The sequence below is a fragment of the Floridaenema flaviceps BLCC-F50 genome, assembly GCF_041929275.2.
GTDB classification, from domain to species: Bacteria; Cyanobacteriota; Cyanobacteriia; order Cyanobacteriales; family Aerosakkonemataceae; genus Floridanema; species Floridanema flaviceps.
Window position 1 is genome coordinate 3,415,491 of sequence record NZ_JBHFNR020000001.1, and the last position, 19,431, is coordinate 3,434,921.

Annotated in this window: 14 protein-coding genes and 1 pseudogene; 8 read left to right on the top strand and 7 right to left on the bottom strand. The window is 40.1% G+C overall.

All coding sequences use genetic code 11. The features are described from left to right. Positions 1–63: 63 nt before the first annotated feature. Positions 64–2,415, bottom strand: a complete 2,352-nt coding sequence (locus ACE1CI_RS16435) for a glycoside hydrolase family 31 protein (RefSeq protein ID WP_413262600.1) — start codon at positions 2,413–2,415, stop codon at positions 64–66. A 126-nt stretch (positions 2,416–2,541) separates the two neighbouring features. Between ACE1CI_RS16435 and ACE1CI_RS16440 the strand changes: the two genes are divergently transcribed. The 3 genes and pseudogenes from ACE1CI_RS16440 (at position 2,542) to ACE1CI_RS16450 (ending at position 3,676) form a co-directional block, all read left to right on the top strand. Continuing rightward, positions 2,542–2,751: a type II toxin-antitoxin system HicB family antitoxin gene (locus ACE1CI_RS16440; protein WP_413262601.1), complete on the top strand. Its 210-nt coding sequence runs from the start codon at positions 2,542–2,544 to the stop codon at positions 2,749–2,751. Continuing rightward, positions 2,744–2,955 (top strand): annotated as a pseudogene (locus ACE1CI_RS16445) (type II toxin-antitoxin system HicA family toxin). Before ACE1CI_RS16440 ends, ACE1CI_RS16445 begins: the two are co-directional and overlap by 8 nt. 22 nt (positions 2,956–2,977) lie before the next feature. Continuing rightward, the gene (locus ACE1CI_RS16450) at positions 2,978–3,676 is read left to right on the top strand and encodes a Uma2 family endonuclease (protein WP_413262602.1); all 699 of its coding nucleotides are present in this window, start codon (positions 2,978–2,980) and stop codon (positions 3,674–3,676) included. Between the two features lie 324 nt (positions 3,677–4,000). Here the strand turns inward: ACE1CI_RS16450 and eno are convergent, their stop codons facing one another. From eno to ACE1CI_RS16480, 6 genes are all read right to left on the bottom strand, one after another. Continuing rightward, the gene (eno, locus tag ACE1CI_RS16455; RefSeq protein WP_413262603.1) at positions 4,001–5,287 is read right to left on the bottom strand and encodes a phosphopyruvate hydratase; all 1,287 of its coding nucleotides are present in this window, start codon (positions 5,285–5,287) and stop codon (positions 4,001–4,003) included. Positions 5,288–5,458: 171 nt separating this feature from the next. Then, positions 5,459–5,710 (bottom strand): hypothetical protein, encoded by a 252-nt coding sequence (locus ACE1CI_RS16460; protein ID WP_496615523.1) that lies wholly within the window; start codon positions 5,708–5,710, stop codon positions 5,459–5,461. Continuing rightward, positions 5,707–9,150, bottom strand: coding sequence for an efflux RND transporter permease subunit (locus tag ACE1CI_RS16465; RefSeq protein WP_496615524.1), 3,444 nt, complete (start codon positions 9,148–9,150; stop codon positions 5,707–5,709). The genes ACE1CI_RS16460 and ACE1CI_RS16465 overlap by 4 nt, the downstream gene beginning before the upstream one ends. Before the next feature lie 200 nt (positions 9,151–9,350). Next, positions 9,351–10,883: an efflux RND transporter periplasmic adaptor subunit gene (locus tag ACE1CI_RS16470; RefSeq protein WP_413262606.1), complete on the bottom strand. Its 1,533-nt coding sequence runs from the start codon at positions 10,881–10,883 to the stop codon at positions 9,351–9,353. 620 nt (positions 10,884–11,503) lie between these two features. After that, on the bottom strand, positions 11,504–12,775 hold the full coding sequence (mgsA, locus tag ACE1CI_RS16475) for a methylglyoxal synthase (RefSeq protein ID WP_413262607.1): 1,272 nt from the start codon (positions 12,773–12,775) through the stop codon (positions 11,504–11,506). A gap of 94 nt (positions 12,776–12,869) precedes the next feature. Beyond that, on the bottom strand, positions 12,870–13,379 hold the full coding sequence (locus ACE1CI_RS16480; protein WP_413262608.1) for a DUF1269 domain-containing protein: 510 nt from the start codon (positions 13,377–13,379) through the stop codon (positions 12,870–12,872). Between ACE1CI_RS16480 and ACE1CI_RS16485 the strand changes: the two genes are divergently transcribed. From ACE1CI_RS16485 to ACE1CI_RS16505, 5 genes are all read left to right on the top strand, one after another. Further along, positions 13,378–13,605, top strand: coding sequence for a hypothetical protein (locus ACE1CI_RS16485; RefSeq protein WP_413262609.1), 228 nt, complete (start codon positions 13,378–13,380; stop codon positions 13,603–13,605). The genes ACE1CI_RS16480 and ACE1CI_RS16485 overlap by 2 nt on opposite strands. Before the next feature lie 150 nt (positions 13,606–13,755). Continuing rightward, positions 13,756–15,417, top strand: coding sequence for an alpha/beta hydrolase (locus tag ACE1CI_RS16490; RefSeq protein ID WP_413262610.1), 1,662 nt, complete (start codon positions 13,756–13,758; stop codon positions 15,415–15,417). A 31-nt stretch (positions 15,418–15,448) separates the two neighbouring features. Continuing rightward, the gene (locus ACE1CI_RS16495; protein WP_413262611.1) at positions 15,449–15,706 is read left to right on the top strand and encodes a hypothetical protein; all 258 of its coding nucleotides are present in this window, start codon (positions 15,449–15,451) and stop codon (positions 15,704–15,706) included. Positions 15,707–15,764: 58 nt separating this feature from the next. After that, positions 15,765–16,430 (top strand): hypothetical protein, encoded by a 666-nt coding sequence (locus ACE1CI_RS16500; protein WP_413262612.1) that lies wholly within the window; start codon positions 15,765–15,767, stop codon positions 16,428–16,430. A 3-nt stretch (positions 16,431–16,433) separates the two neighbouring features. Further along, positions 16,434–19,307 carry a CAAX protease gene (locus tag ACE1CI_RS16505; RefSeq protein ID WP_413262613.1) on the top strand — a complete coding sequence of 958 codons (2,874 nt, stop codon included), beginning with the start codon at positions 16,434–16,436 and terminating at the stop codon, positions 19,305–19,307. The last annotated feature ends 124 nt before the right edge of the window (positions 19,308–19,431 follow it).

Genomic DNA, 19,431 nt, shown 5'->3' on the forward strand with positions numbered 1-19,431 from the left:
TCAACCGGACATGATATAAAACATCTTTCGATCGCTTTTCCCACTGAAGTGGGAACAACGAACCTAGAAGGTTAATCTTCTTGCGGTTCCATCGTCTTGAATGTGTTGTTTGCCAATACCAATAACTTGTACAATTACTTCGCGATTTGGTGGTTTCCATTCTCCTTGACGTGCGGCAATTTCTACAATTATCTGTTGTTCTTGGTGGTAAACTTTGTAATTTGTCGTGGCATAAATGCCGTTTTCATAAGCGAAAGTTTCGCCATCATCTTCATAGAAAATTAACTCGCCACTTGCACCTGGGTAAATTCGCAAAGTTAAAGGATCGATCGCCCTTTCCCCCACATATTGCATCACGGGAGACATAGGAATTATTGCTCCTGCACGCACAAAAAGTGGCATTTTTTCTAATGGTGCATCTGCTAAAATATGGGTTGCACCTTGATACTTTTCACCTGTCCACCAATCATACCAAATACCTGCGGGTAAGTAGACCGATCGACACTCCACCCCCGGACGATAAATTGGTGCAGCTAAGATATTAGAACCGAGTAATACTTGATCGTAAAGATGATAAGTTTTCTGGTCATTTGGATAATGATAAAGTAGCGGTCTTAAAATTGGTGCGCCAGTGGTTGCAGCTTCCCAAAAAAGTGTGTAAATGTAAGGGATTAACTGATAGCGTAACTCGATATATTCTCGACAAATCTTTTCTACTCTTTCCCCAAAAACCCAAGGTTCATGTCTTGCGGTACTTAACGCTGAATGTCCGCGCATTAATGGGTAAAGTATGCCTACTTGCATCCAACGGGCGAACATTTCTGCCGTTGCATTGCCAGCAAAACCGCCAACATCGCAACCAACAAATGCGACTCCTGATAATCCCATGTTACAAAGCATTGGCAGGGACATTTCTAAATGTTCCCACAAAGATTGATTATCGCCCATCCAAACGGATGACCATTTTTGGATGCCAGCAAAACCCGATCGCGTCAACACAAAAGAACGTTTGTCTCGATGTTTTTTCAACCCTTGAAAACAAGCTTTTGCCATCGATAAACCGTATAAATTATGTGCTTCGGCGTGGGTTGTGCGTTCATCTTTTGGCCCTTGGGGTGCATCTAAAGGAAACCAAATTTTATTACCTGGATCTCCGAAAGGTCGATCGTCTAAAGCGGGTTCATTCATATCATTCCAAATGCCAGCAACCCCGATATCTGTGAGAGATTTTTGTAAGTCTCCCCACCAGTTTTGCACATGAGGATTGAGAAAATCAGGAAATACTGCTTTATCGGGCCAAACATAACCATGAAACAATTTTCCTTCAGCATGACGCACAAAGCAATCTTGTTCTATTCCTTGGTCAAAAACATGATAATCTGCTTCTGGTTCGTACTTTACTCCCGGATCGATAATGGTGACAGTTTTAAAACCATTATTTGCTAAATCTTGAATTAATTTTGCAGGTTCCGGGAAACGTTTCGGACTCCAAGTAAACACCCGATAACCGTGCATATAATCAATGTCTAAATGGATGACATCGCAGGGAATTTTGCGCGATCGAAATTCTTTTGCTAATTCCCTAACTACTTCTTCTGACTCATAACTCCAGCGACATTGATGATATCCCAAAGACCATTTTGGCGGCATGGGCATTCGTCCGGTTAATTCGGTATAAGTGCGAAGAATTTCGGGAATTTCCGGGCCATAAATTATGTAATAATCTAACTCTGGGGCGTGAGTTCCCATTTGCAAAATTCCCGGTTGTTGGGCACCAATATTAAATTGACTCCAAAAAGTAGTGTTAAAGAAAATTCCATAAGCAAACCCTGTTTCCTGTTCATCTGGGCGCAAAGCAATAAAAAAGGGAATTGCTTGATACATTTCATCGGTAAGAATGCCATAATCTAAAGCATCAACCGTCCAATTAGTTTTAATTTCACTTAATTTATTGAGTAAACCTGTGCGTTCGCCAAAACCATAAAAATTTTCGTTAGGTTCGATCTTTTTCCAAGCTGCGACACTACCCATGCGCCAACCCATATTTAACTGTGCATCATGGGCGAAGGGACGGTCATATTTATCAAAACAAGCGATCGCACAAGGTTGACGTTGAATGTAAACTCGAATTTGGTCGGTTTCAAGCTCGATTTTTTCTGGTGTTTCGCGGATTTCAAACTTTACCTGTAACCATTTTGGATCGTCCTTGGTCACGGCCCAAGAACGACGGGGAAAAATGTCTCCAATTGGAGACATTTTTACTCGGACAAGGTTAGGTGCTAGGATAGCGATCGCCACAGTTGCGCCAACACACTCACATAAAACGCCACGTTCATCGCGTTTAACAGTTTGTACCGCCCCAATAGATGACCAAGCTTGTTCATTTACGGGTAATTGTCCGAAGTATTGTGGCATAAGTTTATGAATTAGCAGCTAAAAGCATATAACAACCCAAAAGGGAATGCGATCACCTATCGAGAGGTAGGTTTAAACATTTGGGACGTTCTAGAATTATATAAGGAACAAAAAGAGACAAAGAATATGCGATATAAGGTCAACTTGAAAAAAACTGATGAAGGATACGCCGTTTGGTGTCCTTATTTACCCGGTTGTTGTTCCCAAGGTGAGACAGAAGCAGAAGCATTGGAAAATATCAAAGATGCGATCGAATCATATCTAGAAGTAGTTAATGAATTAAATCAAGGTGATGAGTTTCGCTATGTAGAAGTTAAAGAACCAACTTATGCCTAGTTTGCCAGGAATAAACCATCTAAGGGCTGTTAATGCTTTTGAAAAAGCAGGATTTTTATCATTAGGCAGGGAAAACATATCATTATGAGTAATGGCGATCGTGTAATTACGATTCCCAGAGCAAATCCCATTAATGCCTACACAATGGGAGCTATTATTAAAGGTTCTGGGCTAACTATTGAAGAATTCCAAAACTTTCTGTAAAGTTTTATAGGATAAATTTGCCATGTCTCAACCGCTACGTGCAGCAATATCTATTCCACCTTTGGAAAATGGCGATCGCTTAATCCGTCCTGAGTTTGAACGCCGTTACCATGCTATGCCCGATGTGAAAAAAGCTGAATTAATAGAAGGTATTGTTTACATGGCATCTCCCCTAAGATTTGAACCTCATGCCGAACCACACGCTGATTTAATGGGTTGGTTATGGAATTATAAAATCGCTACTCCTGGTGTAAGACTCGGTGATAATGCGACAGTGCTACTAGATTTAGATAACGAACCTCAACCGGATGCAGTGTTATTAATTGACAATTTATCAGGAGGTCAATCTCGCTTCAGTGCGGATGGTTATATAGAGGGAGCACCAGAATTAATTGCTGAAATTGCTGCTAGTACTGCGGCAATAGATTTACGAGATAAAAAACGTGCTTATCGTCGCAATGGAGTACAAGAATATATTGTTTGGCAAGTGTTTGAACAAAAAATTGATTGGTTTAGTTTACAAAATGGTGATTATGTATCATTAATGCCCGATGAAAATGGTGTAATTTGTAGCTTAATTTTTCCCGGTTTATGGTTATCAGTATCGGCATTGGTGTTAGGAAATATGCAGCAGGTTTTAGCTGTATTGCAAGCAGGGTTGAGTTCAGAAGACCATAATACTTTTGTGCAAGAGTTGGCAAATGCACGCCCAAATTATTAGATTTTTTTTACCACAGATAAACACAGATGAACACAGATAATATTTTATTAGAGTTGTGAACCCTTTCTTCTCTTCCTTCGCGTCCTTTGCGTCCTTCGCGGTTCAAAAAAAAATCTTTTGCACCCAACAAAGAAGATTCTTATACTTAGATCTTGCACCAGTCCCAAAATCCGCCTGCGAATTGATTCGCAGGCGGGCTAAAACGCAGGTGCAAGCTCTCAGTATACTTTAAACCTCTGGGAAACATCCGAGTTTTTCTGTTTAACCGCAGACGAAAAGAAAGAAGAGAAAATTACGTTAGTTCTCTCCTCTTCCTTAGATTACTTATCCTTTTTTAAACTTTGACCAACCGGAATAAACCGCTTTACTTCCTAACTCTTCTTCAATGCGAAGTAGCTGGTTATATTTAGCAAGTCTTTCACCGCGACAAGGCGCACCAGTTTTAATTTGTCCTGAACTAGTAGCAACCGCTAAATCTGCGATAAAATCATCAGGAGTTTCGCCAGAACGGTGACTTGTCATGTTAGTATATCCGGCGGCGCTAGCTTCTTTAATGGCGTTTAAAGTTTCAGTAATAGAACCAATTTGGTTAACTTTAATTAACACAGAATTACCTACGCCATCTGCGATCGCTTTTCGGATAATTGCCGGGTTGGTAACAAATGCGTCATCACCTACTAATTGAATTCTACTGCCCAAACGTTTGGTGATCAGTTGCCAACCTGACCAATCTTTTTCGCCTAAACCGTCTTCAATAGAAATAATCGGATATTGGTTTACCCAGCTTTCCCAAAGATCGATCATTTCTTCGGTAGTTTTGCGACTTTTATCCGACTTGTAAAACTCATATTTACCGTCTTCTTCTCGGTACAATTCGCTAGTAGCAGGATCTAGGGCGATCGCAATATCTTCCCCAGCTTTTAATCCTACCTTATCAATACCTTCTAAAATTACCTCAATTGCTTCTACATTACTTTTCAAACTAGGGGCAAAACCGCCTTCATCGCCTACTCCAGTACCGTAACCTTTTTTCTTCAAAATCGACTTTAGGGCGTGATAAATTTCTGCCCCCATGCGTAAAGATTCGCTGAAAGTTGGTGCTCCCACAGGTCCGATCATAAACTCTTGAAAGTCTACGTTATTATCAGCATGAGCCCCACCGTTGAGAATATTAAACATGGGCACAGGCAGTAATACCGCATCATCGCCGCCCAAGTAGCGGTAAAGCGGTAAACCTGCCGAAACTGCTGCCGCCCTTGCCACTGCCATCGATACGCCTAAAATTGAGTTTGCGCCCAAGTTAGATTTGTACTCGGTGCCATCCATTTCCAGCATTTTGTTATCAACTGCTGCTTGATCGCTGGCATCTGCGCCGATGAGGGCAGGGGCGATGATTTCATTGACATTTTTGACTGCCTTGAGTACGCCTTTGCCCAGATAGCGAGGTTCTGAGTCTCTGAGTTCCAAAGCTTCCCGACTTCCGGTAGAAGCGCCAGAGGGTACTGCTGCCCGTCCTTTGCTACCATCTTCTAAGACAACATCAACTTCAACTGTTGGGTTGCCGCGAGAGTCGAGAATTTCTCTGCCATGAATAGATGCGATCGCTACCATAAAATCAATTTCCTTTGTTTATCTCTAGTGGTACTATCCGCTAACGATTAAACCAGAAGAATTGATTTGCCTCTGGGTACTTTTGTATTCTTTTAATCTACTTTGCCCAGATCCCCGACTTCTTCAAGAAGTCGGGGATCTAGATTCAGCAAAACTAAATTTTAAATTAAATTATTCTCCCCTGCCCCTGGAGCCCCCATACTCCTCTTCCTCATCTCGCTGTTTTTTCAGCTGTCTAATTGATTCTTGACAACCACCAATAATTAATCCACCTACACCACCTACTAAAGCATAATTGCGGTGGATATCTCTATAGATTTGACTGCTAAATTTGGGGCGAAAAAGTCCACCCGCAACCAACCCGATCGTTGCCCCAATTAATGCAGTTATTAAACTAGAAAAAACTATCATTTTCAAATTCATTTCTTTTCCTCCACTGTTTCTGAACTTTCAGAAGATGTAGAAGAAGGCATTTCCTCAGTATCATCTGTATTCTCATTTGAGGAAGTAGTTGAGGGTGGATAGTAAATAGTGGGCGATTCGCCATTACCTACTACTAACGAACCTCGAAGTTCGGCATCGGAACTAACAGGGTTAGCAGATGATTCTTTAGGCTTAGATAAATTTTGGGAAGCCATTTCTTCAGTTTGTTCTATCTCTTTTTCTTCTTCCGTTCTGCGTTCAATTGGTGCTTCCTTTACTGCTACAAGTTTACCTTGTTTCTTCTTACCACTAAACACAAATTCTGCCAATTGCTTAATTATCACATACAACACTGGCACCAAGAAGAAACTCATAATAGTTGCTACTAAAAAACCGCCAAAAACTGCCACTCCTAAAGACCAACGACTAGCAGCAGAAGCACCAGAAGCAACAACCAAAGGCCAAAAACCCACCAAAGTTGAAGCAGCAGTCATCAAAATTGGGCGAAAACGTTCCTTCGCTGCATTCGCCGCTGCTTGGGGAATTGTCATCCCGAAACTTTCTCGCGATTGGTTAGCAAATTCTACGATCAAAATGGCGTTTTTCGCCGCTAAACCTATCAACATTACTAAGGCAATTTGGCAATAAAGATCGTTTACTAAATCTCTGGGGTCAAGGGAAATAAATAGCATTGCCCCTAAAACTGCCATCGGTACAGTCAGCAAAATAATCAAAGGATCGATGTAATTTTCGTATTGTGCTGCTAATACTAAAAACACAATAACTAGACCCAAAGCCATAATTAAAGCACTTTGACCACCTGATTGCACTTCCTCACGGGTGAGTCCAGACCATTCGTAACCTAAATTAGGAATTCCTGCTGATTTAAACACTTGATCCATCGCCTGAATTGCTTGTCCTGAAGATTTACCGGGGGCGGGATTTCCTTGGATTTTAATACTCCGAAATAAGTTAAAGTGCGAAATTACTGATGGGCCAACAATTTGTTTGATTGTGGCTACTTCTTTGAGTTGAATTAGTTTATCATTGCGCGATCGCAAATATATCTGCCCTAAATCTTCCGGCGCATTACGAAACTGTTCATCTGCTTGCACATACACCCGGTAACTACGTGGCCCAAAGTTAAAATCATTCACATAACGACCACCAATATAAGCACTTAAAGTCGTCATCGCTTGAGCAAAATCGATATTTTGACTTGATAATTTATCCCGGTCAATATCAATTTCAATCTGCGGAGTATTAGCGGTAAATTGCGTAAAAACTCTACTTAAATCTGGGTTTTGATTTGCCTTAGCAATAATCTGATTAGCATTACCAAGGAATTGGTCAAAAGTCAATTTTCCACCCGATTTATCTTGTAACTGAAATTCCCAACCACCCGTAGAACCAAATCCCGGTACTGCGGGTAAGTTAAATGCTTGCACAATTGCTTGTTGATTTTGGGCAAACTGTCGATTTAGTCTCCCCAAAATTGCCTTCACACTTTGATTTTTCTCTGTGCGTTCTGCCCAATTTTTTAACCTAACAAAAAATGTGCCTTTATTTGGGCCACTACCATCTAAACCAAAACCACTGACAATTAGTGAACCTTGAATTTCTGGCAGTTTTTTAAGCTCTGAGTAAACTGAATCTGCGACTCGGTTGGTGTAATTTAAAACCACTCCTTCCGGCGCTTGAATCATCCCCAAAAACAAACCTTGGTCTTCTTCTGGAATAAAACCTGTTGGTACTGACATATAAATCAAACCTGTCGCTACCAACAAGGCAATAAATATTCCAAAAACAACTAGTTTCAACTTAATCAAAAGATTAATAACTTTGCTATAACCCGCATTAATCAAATTAAACACGCGGTTAAATAGCCGAAAAAAGAAAGCTAATGGCCCTCTACCTTCTCCCTGTTTATGTCGCAACAATATTGCCGCCATACTCGGAGAAAAACTCAAAGCATTAAACGTTGAAACCACAATGGAAAAGATAATAATTAAAGCAAATTGTTTGTACATAATCCCTGTGGCACCAGGGAAAAATGTCACTGGTAAAAACACAGCTATCAACACTAAAGAAGTGGAAACAACTGCACCCGCCAATTCATTCATTGACTCTAAAGCAGCTTGACGAGGGTTCATTCCCTGTTCCATTTTACCAGCGACCGCTTCCACCACCACAATTCCATCATCTACCACTAAACCTGTTGCCAAAATTAAGGCAAACATAGTCAGGGTGTTCAGCGAAAAACCAAAGGCTAAAGCAAACCCCATTGTGCCTAGTAAAGACACTGGAATTGCCACTGCGGGAATAATCGTAGTCCGCCAATCTTGTAAGAAAATGAAAATAATTAAAATTACTAAAATAATCGCTTCAATCAGAGTTTTAAACACTTCTTGTAAAGAAGTTTCAATAAACTCGGTGATATCATAAACCAAAGAACTTTTTAACCCAGGCGGAAAATCTTTTTCTAAATTCGCCATTGTTTCTTTGATTTTTGCCGCCACATCAACCGCGTTACTTCCGGGTAATTGATATATTGAAATACCTACCCCTGGTTGACCGTTTACTAAAGCTTGAAAATCGTAATTTTCTGCCCCTAATTCTGTGCGCCCGACATCTTTTAGTTTGATTAAAGTGCCATCTGGTTGTACTTTAATCACTAAGTTGGCAAATTCGGTTTCATCTTTTAATCTTCCCTGCACTCTTACCGGAAAAGTGTATGGTTGATCCACAGGCGCAGGTTGACTGCCAATTGTCCCGGCACCAATTTGCACATTTTGCGATTGTAAAGCGGAAATTACATCAGCTGCGGTTAATCCTCTGGCTGCCATTGCATTAGGATTAAGCCAAACTCTCATGGCATATTGCCGTTGACCGAGAATCGATAAATCTCCCACTCCCGGCACTCTTTTGAGAGTATCTGTAACGTACAAATCTAAGTAATTGCTGATAAAAGTAGCGTCATATTTGTTGTTTTCGGCATTGAAACCATAGACTAACAAAATACTAGTTGAAGCTGTTTTTACTACTACCCCAGTTTGTTTTACTGTGTCTGGTAATTGAGGTTGAGCGAGGGCAACTTTGTTTTGGACGTTTACTTGGTCGATGTTTTTATCTGTGTCGATGCCAAAGAATGCTTGAATCGAACTTGCGCCAGCGTTGGTACTTTGGGAAGTAATGAATTCTAAACCTTCAACACCGTTAATTTGCCTTTCTATGGTTGTAGTAACTGTGTTTTCTACTGTTTGAGCATCAGCACCACTGTAGTTACTGCTTACTTGTACTTGAATCGGCGCAATATCAGGTAAGTTGTTGATGGGTAATAGGGGAATACAAATAGCACCAATCAGCACAATTAGGATTGTGCAAACTGTGGTCAGGACTGGTCGTTTGATAAAGTTATCTGAAATTGAGAATATAGCCATCTGTTTAAAAAGTTTTGAGTTTTAAGTTTAGGACTTAGGCAAAAAAACCCGGTTTCTATGAAAAATCCTGGGTTTAGACGATCGCTCTTGACGCAGAAACCGGGTTTTTAGCCCTGCGTAAGTGCTGAAGTTTTGAGTTTTGAGTTGAAAAAGTTTTTTAGATAAAACTCAACACTCAAATTTCAGAACTGGGTTAGCGATTACGGTTCGGGAGTAATTAGAGTACCATTTTTTAATTTGAGAATATTGCTAACAGCGATACTTTCACCTGCTTTTAAGCCTTCTTTTACTTGATAACTACTTCCTTGAACTGGCCCTAATTGCACGGGTTTTTGCTCGACGATCGTTTGTGGTTGCCCTTGCTGATTTTTGCTTTGCTGCGCCACAAACGCAAAAGGCTGATTGCCTATTCTGGTGACAGAAGTTGTAGGAATTAAAATTCCTGTGGTTTGGTTCCAAACAATTCTGGTTGTAACTGTCAGCTGATCTCGGAGATAATCTTTGATGTTGGGAAATCGCGCTTTGATTAAGATTGTTTGGGTGCTTTGATCGATTTGCGGCGAGATAAAGTTAATACTTCCTGTGACGGCGGGTTGGTTATTTTGTGGGTTAATAATTTGGACTGGCAAACCGATTTTTAGTTGCGGGGTGCGTTTGACGGAAACGGGAATTTGCAGTTCAAAAGCATTGTTTTGAATAATAGTTGTCAGTGTCTGTCCGGTATTAACGTAATCTCCTACTTTTACCGGAATATTTCCCACTACGCCATTAATGGGGGCGACGACTTTGTTATAACCTAAAGTTGTTGTGGCAGATTTGACATTTGCTTGGGCTTGGGATACGCCTGCTTGGGCTTGGGATACGCCTGCTTGGGCGGCTTTGATGTTGGCTTGGACTTGGGATACGGCGGCTTGGGCGGCTTTGATGTTGGCTTGGGCTTGGGATACGCCTGCTTGGGCGGCTTTGATGTTGGCTTGGGCGCTGGCTAAGGATTTTTGGGCGGCTGCTAGTTGTTGGTTGGCAACGTTGACGGCGGCTTTGGCATTATTTAATTGGGCGGCTTTTTGGTCTAAGTCTTGTTTGGGTAATGCGCCTTGATTGACTAAGGATTTAGAGCGATCGTAATTCACTTGCGCTAGTTGCAACTGACCTTTTTTGGCTTGAATATCCGCTTGGGCGGCTTGCACTTGGGCTTCCTGACGGGCTACATCTGCAAGGGCTGCTGTAACTCTGGCTTGGGCGTTGGCTAAGTTGCTTTGTTGTGCTTGCACTTGGGCTTGGGCGTTGGCTAAGTTGCTTTGTTGTGCTTGCACTTGGGCTTGGGCGTTGGCTAAGTTGCTTTGTTGTGCTTGCACTTGGGCTTGGGCTCCTTGCACGTCAGCTTGGCTTTTTTCGGGACTCAACAGCATGATTGGTGCATTAGTGTTCACGCTTTGTCCTTGGGTGACATATATCTGTTGAATCCGACCGTTTGTTTGCGGTGCTAATGTGACTCTTTGCGCTGCTTGCAATTGTCCTTGGTATTGGTCTATGTCTTCAATCTTGGTAGGCTCTAATTTGAGTAATTTTACGGGAATCGCTGGTGGGGGTGCTCCTGCTGAGGCGGTGGTTTGTTTCTTTTGACTACAGGCTGTACTTGTTAGGGAAATTAGTAAGACTGTGCCTATTAGTTGAATCGGAAATGATATGTTAGCTTTTTTCTTATTGATAGTTGCAATATGAAGTTTTGTCATGATTACTTTTGATTAAGTTTGTAACTAAGCCCAATTAACAGCATTGGATTATACAAGTTATTTGGGCTGGATACGTAATTTTAAAGAATTTCTCAAGTTTGTAGTTTTAAGATGAGGTACGTAGTTGCGCTTTAGCGCTCTTATGCCAGCGCTAAAGCGCAACTACATACCCATTAACTAACGTAAGTTGCTAGTTATCATCCTTCGGGTGCGTCAGAACAAAAAATTACTGTTACTTGCCCAAAATTTTCGGTCTGACGCACAGGACAAACCACAAATTTACCCAAAATTAATAACTAGCAACTTGAGTTAACTAGGACTTGAGCTATTTAGATGATTTAGGTTAAAGGGTAAAAATAAGAATTTTATAAGACTTTTAAGTAGGTGCAAATAAATAAAGTGAAAATAGTTATCTATCAATGGGGCGGGCTAGGAGAGCCCACCCCACAAGAAAGCTGAAAATCTTGTGGGGTGGGCTCTCCTAGCCCGCCCTTGTTTTACTTTATTGAGATCTACCTACTTATAAGAGTTTAATTGAAAGATTGTGGAAAAAGCGTCAAACCCTCTCCCCTACTGCCTCAACAAGCAATTCAAATGATTAACAGTTTGAGATTTGGATGTTAAGCTTTGGGAGCCAAAACTGTTAATCCACCAGGGATACATTCGACTTCAATGGGTGTTGTGCCAATAATTTCTCCATCTACTACTACTTTTTGCGGTGGATTTGTGGTTATTTTCAGCCAGCTAGCCCGTCCATGAACGACGCTTTTATGTTCAAATTCAGTTCTGGTGATTGCTGCGCCAAACATTCTTAACATGGCGGAAACTGCGTCTAATTTGTTTTCTGGTGTGGCAATGGTGACATCTAGTAATCCATCATCAAAAATTACTTGTCCTGCACCTTGAGCTAATACGGAAGTTGGCGGTGCAGCATTGGCAATTGTAATTGCTGTTGCTTGAAAATTATAATTTTTTCCTTCTTCTGTTTCGATTTCTGTATCAAATAAAATTGATTCATCAAGTAATTGCCAACCTGCCATTAAGTATGCCATCGCACCCCAACGATCTTTTAATTCTCGACTGGCTCTTTCTATTGTTGCGGCTTCGTAACCTATGCCTGCTAGTAAAATCATTGGTAAGTTATTACATCTAGCAACGTCTACTGTGCGAATGTTGTTGGCTAAGATTATTTGACAGGCATTTCTAATTGGTAATAATCTGGGAATTCCTAAAGAAACGGCAAAGGCATTTGCTGTTCCTCTGGGAATAATTCCTAATGGAATGCCGCTACCAATTAAGGCTCCGGCAACAGCGGAAACTGTGCCATCTCCACCGGAAGCAATTATTATATCGGCATTGGTGGCGATCGCTTCTTCCGCCAAAGTAGCCGGATCGACTTCTGGTTCGGTAAAGTGAATTTGTAAATTTAAATGTGGTTCTAATAATTCCCGAATTAATGTTAACTCTTGTTCGGCGTTACCTTGCCCGGAAACAGGATTATAGATTAAATGGGCGACTAAGGTTTTGGCTAGGGAGGTGGCGATCGCTTCTGCTGTTGCTAAATTAGTAGCTATGGCAACATTATGCACCTGACAAATTTGTAAAATTGTCTGCACGTTCGGTTCATAAGGTTGGACATAAAAAGACTCAACTAAAAAGATCACCGCAATAATATTACCTGTAACCACTTCGGCGGCAATTTGTACATCTCCGCCCATACTACCAGCAGCAACTTTTTCTATACTCAACCCCGTTTCTGAGGCAATACGTTCTCCAGTATTAGCTGTGGCAATTAATCTATAACGCCCTAACAAAGGCGCGTGTTTTCTAGCAAAGTTAACGATATCGTCTTTCTTGGCATCGTGAGCAATTAAGGCAATTGTTGCAGGCATAATTCTTTTCAGTTTAGGTGAGACAGATCCCCGACTTCTTGAAGAAGTCGGGGATCTAGTCGTATATTAATCCAAAACTTGCTCAAAATTTAGGTTAGGAAGCAGTAGCGGGAGTTGCGGAAGTACCACTCAAAGCATCTTGCAATTTCTTTTCTGCATCAGGAGACAGAGAAGTTCGCAATACTGTGGCATGATATTTTGCTAGTTCTGGTAATACCTTTTCTGGTGTCGCTTTTCTGACTAAAACAAACAGCGCTGAGGTGCCAGGTTGCATCGACTGTGCCAATTGTTTCATAAATTGGTCATTAACACCAATGTCAGATAAAGCACCACCAATAGCACCGGAAGCAGCACCCACTGCGGCACCCAAAATAGGCATTAAGAAAAGAGTACCAATCAACAATCCCCAAAAGCTACCACTAATCGCCCCGGTAGCAGTTAAGTCTACTGCTTGTTTTAGCTTAACTTTGCCTTCTTTGTTTTTAACTACTACTGCGGCATCTTCTAAGTCAACTAAATGCTCTACTTGCATTTTAGCTAGGTCAAGACGAGCTTCTTCCGCTTTATATTCGTCATCAAAACCAAGTACAATTAATTCACTCATGATGTTTAAAAGACTCCTTGAGATTTGCTCTGGACAAAAACCGATTTTAGTTAGTAAGCCACCTAAAAAACATCTTTCATTTTGGGTAAATTTTGCGGTGGATTTGGAAAAACAAGGGGAGAAAAATTTAGTTTTTGTTCCCGGCTTAATCCCAGCCGCTATTTTTCTTAAATTGAATGTAAACTTAATAACTCTGCGTTTCTCATATTGTGCAATAGTAATATAATCCCTTGTATTGTTTTACTCTATGTTCCTAATCACAACATCCACCAAAAGAAATAAAAAGCCCCAGTCCACTAAGCCAGTTGCCCTTTCATCAGTAAGCCAGAAAAATTTATTAAAAATTTTCTCTGTGGGTTGTTTTTTAACTTTAGGTATGGTATTTACAGCCTTAAAACCGAAACCAGTTTTAGGTGCCGAAACAATTTTTATATCTTATGGGCCTTTAGATTTTTCCTTGCCAGTAAGTTCTTTAGAAAAATTTGCTAAGACTGGGGAGGTCGATCGAGATTTAAATTTTTATGCTAGGTTTCTCGGAGAAAATGGTTTAGTCAATTTTCGGGAATTCTTACAAAGACGTTTAGATATTAGTCCTGTAGTAGTATCCCAATTAACATATACACCAATTGGCGAACAACTACTGCAAAGATTAGGAACTGTGATTCGCACAGAAGGAAGATTAGATGGTTTTTATGCACTGAGGGCAGCTTTAATATTAGCAGCTGCTGACCCAGAAGGAATGACGATGATTAATATTATGCGAAAGTTTCCTACGTCAGGAATTCGCATGGATGCTAATCAATTATTACAATTACAAAGACAATTTACTATACTTGTTAATTACCAAAGAGCAGCTGTAAACGCAGTTACCCAAGCAACGGAACAAGAAGCAAGAGAATCAAGTACTAAAGTTCCATTACCTAAAAATTTACAGCTACGAGGAAATATTCGTTTTTCCCAACGTACATTACAATTAACTCGAAATACTCAATCTTTAGGAAGAAATAATTCTCCCCATAGTTTTCGGGTGGAATTATACATCCCAGAAGGGTTATCTCAACCTGCGCCAGTGGTGGTAATTTCTCATGGTTTAGGGTCCGATCCAAAAGCGTTTGCTTATTTGGGAGAACATTTAGCTTCTCATGGTTTTGTGGCGGTTTTACCGCAACATATTGGTAGTGATGCTTCCCTGAGACAAGCTTTACTTTTAGGAATAGCTAGAAGCAGTATCGATCGCATGGAATTTGTCAATCGCCCATTAGATGTTAAGTATACTCTCGATGAATTAGAACGATTATCGCGATCGGAATTAGCCGGAAAAATGAATCTACAACAAGTTGCGGTAATTGGACATTCTTTTGGCGGTTATACTGCTTTAGCATTGGCAGGAGCAAAATTAAATCAAGCACGGATAGCGCAAGAATGTAACAACCAAAAAATCAGCCTCAATGCTTCTTACTTTTTACAATGTTTGGCGGTAGATTTGCCTCCGGTGACTGAGGATTTAAGCGATCCGAGAATTAAAGCTGCGATCGCACTTAATCCTTTAACGAGTATAGTTTTCGGCCCAGAAGGTATGGGTGATATCAAAATTCCTACCCTGATTTTAGGCGGAAGTGCTGATATTATTGCTTCGGTAGTTGAAGAACAAATTCAACCTTTTATTTGGATGAAGAATCCCGAAAAATATCTATCAGTAATTATTAAGAGCGGACACGCTGCTGCCGATCAATTTGATGGTACAGATCAAGACCCACAACCGAATAGTTTGGGATTTTTATTGTCTGGCAGAGATCCTAAGTTAGCACGAGATTATATTAAAGGCTTAAGCTTAGTCTTTGTCCAAGCTTATCTCAATGGTCGCTCAGAATATAAAGGTTTTCTTAATGCGGCTTATGCTCAATCTGTTAGTCGGGAACCGCTTAAACTAGATCTAATTCGTTCTTTAACTCCCGAACAATTAGAACAGGCTTTTGGTAGAAGACCACCAATACCGATCGTACCTGAACCGATAAATTCTGATAAACCCAGGCGATAATTTTTCACTTTCGTTAATTTAGGAGGAAAAAATGGAGATCGATCGCCCTAATGCTCAAGAAGCAACTGCACAAGAGTTACAGCAACTAGAAAAACTCAAAGGTATCATTGAAAGAGCCATAGCAGATGGCAAAGTTACTTCTGATGAGTATCAAAAAATTAAATCAGAAATTTATGCTCATGGAAAAACTTCTGCCGAGCAATTTTATCGGGAAATTGAATTGTACAGAAGTTTAGTTCAAGAAAAGCTAGAAAAAGGAGAGTTAGAGTACGAAGCGCCGGGAATGTAGTTTAATAGTAGTCTAGTAGGGTGCGTTAATAACGCACCTTACATATAATCATTGAATTATGAATCTATCTGCATTCGATCAATTCTGGGAATTAATTTGGGGAGCGATCGCACTAAAACCAGAGGCATTTCAACAGATAACCACTCTGCCTGATGGGGTATTATTAGCTTTGTTGATTGTCCTCTTAGCTGGGTTATCGAGGGCGATCGGTCAAGGGATTGTTTTATTTCTCAATCGAGTTAAGCCCTTACGATATTTTTTAAGTTTATTAGTCGGGGCAATTTTGTTTGCTTCTAGTTACATTTTTTGGGTATTAAGCACTTGGTTAGTCAGCAGTTTAATCTTTAGGGAAAATACTTCTTTAATTTCCTTCGCTAGTACTTTAGGATTATCATATACCCCTTTAATTTTAGGAATTTTCATTGCCTTGCCTTATCTCGGAGTTCCAATTTCAATAATTCTTTCTCTGTGGAGTTTTTTAGCTTATTTGGTGGGCTTAAAAGTCGCATTTAGTAGTAATACTTGGGAAGCTTTTTGGGCGGGTGTATTAGGTTGGGTTGTCTTTGAAATATTACAGCGTACTATCGGTCGTCCGATCGCTTATATTGGTAAGTGGTTAAAAACTTCTGTAGCAGGAGTTAACTTAGTTACTAGCCTTAAAGATGTAGAAGAAATTTTAATCAAAGGAACGCAGTCAGGTAAAAATCGCCGAAAAAATCAATAAATTATGCCAAAAATTGTTAAGTTCATCGCATTAGGATTAATAGGTTTATTACTGGCTGTACTATTTCACCAAGTAAAAAATTTATGGCAAGTAGCTTACATAGCAATGGGGGCAACTTGGCAATTAATGTTGGATATATTGACTATAAGTTTAATAACCTTTATATTTGCAGGTTTATTAGTTCCCTTTGAAGCATTAGGTTGGTGGGCGGGATGGTACGGTGAGGAAGTAAACACTAATCTTCATCCCGGAGAATTAGTCAGAGATTCACCTACAAATACTTCAGCTTCTGGTTATGTAATTTATCTCGATGGCATTGCTCAAGCTAAATTTGAATACTTGGCAGACGCAACTAATTTTCTAGAAGAACTCGAAGCTGTTTTGCCAGACGAAATTTTAATAATTAAAGGATTAATGCCCTATTCTCCAATAAATAGACCCCTGACAGAAAATGGTATTTTATCCTTTTTTTGGCGCTTTGTTGACCAGATTCAAGTATCAAAATCCGGGGGGATTATTGGGTTTTTAATGAGTTTAACAATTCAGTTACGTAATGTTATTGTAGTTGCTATTTCTGTAGATGGACGCTACGGGCCAATTTATAATCAGGGAACAGCCCAAGTCATGTATAACAGCCTGATTAATCATGGTTATCAACCTGATAGTGCTGTACCAATTACATTAGTAGGATATAGTGGTGGGACACAAATTGCTTTAGCAGCAGCACCTTATTTAAAAAGAGCATTAAAAGCACCAATTGAGATAATTTCTATTTCCGGTGTTTTTAGTGGCAATAATAACATCCTAGCCTTGGAACATTTTTATCATTTTGTGGGCGACAAAGACATCTTAGAAAGACTGGGTGCAATTGTTTTTCCTCAACGTTGGAAAATTGCCTTTTTATCCTATTGGAATCGAGCCAAAAAATATGGTAAAGTAACCATTACTTCTTTAGGGCCAGTGGGTCACAATGATGCTGGAGGGCCATTCGATCGCCACAAAAAACTACCTGATGGTCGCAGTTATTTTCAGCAAACTGTAGACTATGTGGCGGGAATTGTTTTAGGCAATTCGCATTTAATTAAAGAATCTTTTCCCTGTAAAAGTAGTAATTACGAACTTTATCAACAAGCTGAATTTAATCAACCCAGTTATTATCCGATTAATCAACAAGTAAACTCGGAAATTTATCGCCCGATCGCTAATTGGATGGGTCGATTAATTTTGCCAACTCCCGAACAAAGAAAACAGGTAAAAGGTGTTTTGTTGGAAGTTTATCATGCTGAAGCTGGTTATGAAAATTTAGTTGGGCAAATTGTGAATTTGCGCTGGAGTAAAAATGCGATCGTCCAAGCATTAGTTCGTTCAGTAAAAAAAGATGTACATTTTAGTGAAGATACTAAATATAGTCAAAGGCAAGGGGCGATTCATCCCGATCGCATCAATGGTTGGCGACAAGTAGATCCATTAGAATCTTTAGCAGGTTCTAGACCAAATGATGATGTAATTGTCAAGTTATCTGAACCAATAGAAGTGCAGTTCCTAGTAGGAGAAAAGCGCCCAACTTTAGTAATTTCTGAAGAACCAATCCAAATTACTGGACGCTTTTACGGATTAGTCAGAATTTTACGACCAATAACTAACTATGGGGAAACAAAAGATTACTTCCTTGTCGTTCATTTTAATCGAAAATATCAGCAATTTGATGGAGTTCAAGAAGTCGTCAGAATTCCCCAAGTTGTTGCTGATGTAAATGGTATTTTTCACTCAACAAATCAGAACTTACACAAGTCTCGACTTAATATTACAGGTTGGTATATTTATGGTGCGTTAGATAGTTCTGGTATATTTATTGTCCAAGCAATTGCTCCCCTTGCTTTGTTACGTTTGCAACCACATCAAGTAATTTCTGGCGAATCTGACAGTTGGGATTATATTAAAAATAAAGCTTGGAATGTCAAAGGAAAAAAAGGCAAAATTGAATCCGTCTTACTAATTCCTAAGTCGCCAGTAAGCAATCCCCAATGGCAAGAAGGCGATCGCGCTTTAGTATTGCACGTTTACGGGGGAATAGGTGGCACTAAACGCGAACCCGCTGCAAAAACCCCCATTTTCTTAGGGCATTTTGCTTATGGCATTGCCCAAGTAATTAGAGAACCTTTAGCTAATGAATTGATTTTTGATATTGTTTATTACCAAGTTTACACACATAACGTAGATGGAATTATAGCAGGGAAAATAGCTTGGAATCGGTTTATTGGCGATCGGCAATTTGGTTGGTTAGGATCTCGTCCCATCGCCGACACACTAATTAAATTTGACCCTGTAACCGACGATTTTGATGTGAACGGCACAAAAATTTCTGCCCTCGATCTTTTAGCATATCAACTAGAAATAATGGTGGCACGCTATCGCATTGGCGACGGCACAGGCGGCACTTATGTTGGCCCTGCATACAACTGTGCTCAAGACTCCAATCAAGCACTTTATGGCATAATTAAAATGACGCGAGAAGCCATTAAATCTCACCCTGAACTGTTAGAATGGTTGCAAGATGATCCCGGAGAACCAGAACAATTAGAGCAATTATTAAAACTAGGTAAATCCATCAGAGGGAAACTTTTGCCTTTTGGTAGCGCCCGTGCTGATTGGGAAAATAATCAAAGTAATTTGGGCATTAGTCCCGAAGAAGATTTATTTGAAAGATTATTGACAGGGTTACTAAGTTGGCGCACACTTTTACCCCGCCTTACTAGCGAAACAGTAACAAGAATATTTCTGAAACAGGGAGCAACTATTTGGGTACTACGCGCCAATCAAATAGGTGCAGAACCTCACATTGAACCTATTGCACCCACACCTATTGGTTGGCAGTAAAATAAAAACCTAAAAAATCCGGTTTCTGGGCACAATCGTTGGTTTAAATGAGCTAACTTAACCCAGCAACCGGGTTTTTAACCCACGCTGCGTAAGTTCTGGTTTGGTTAATTATTTTTGCTGT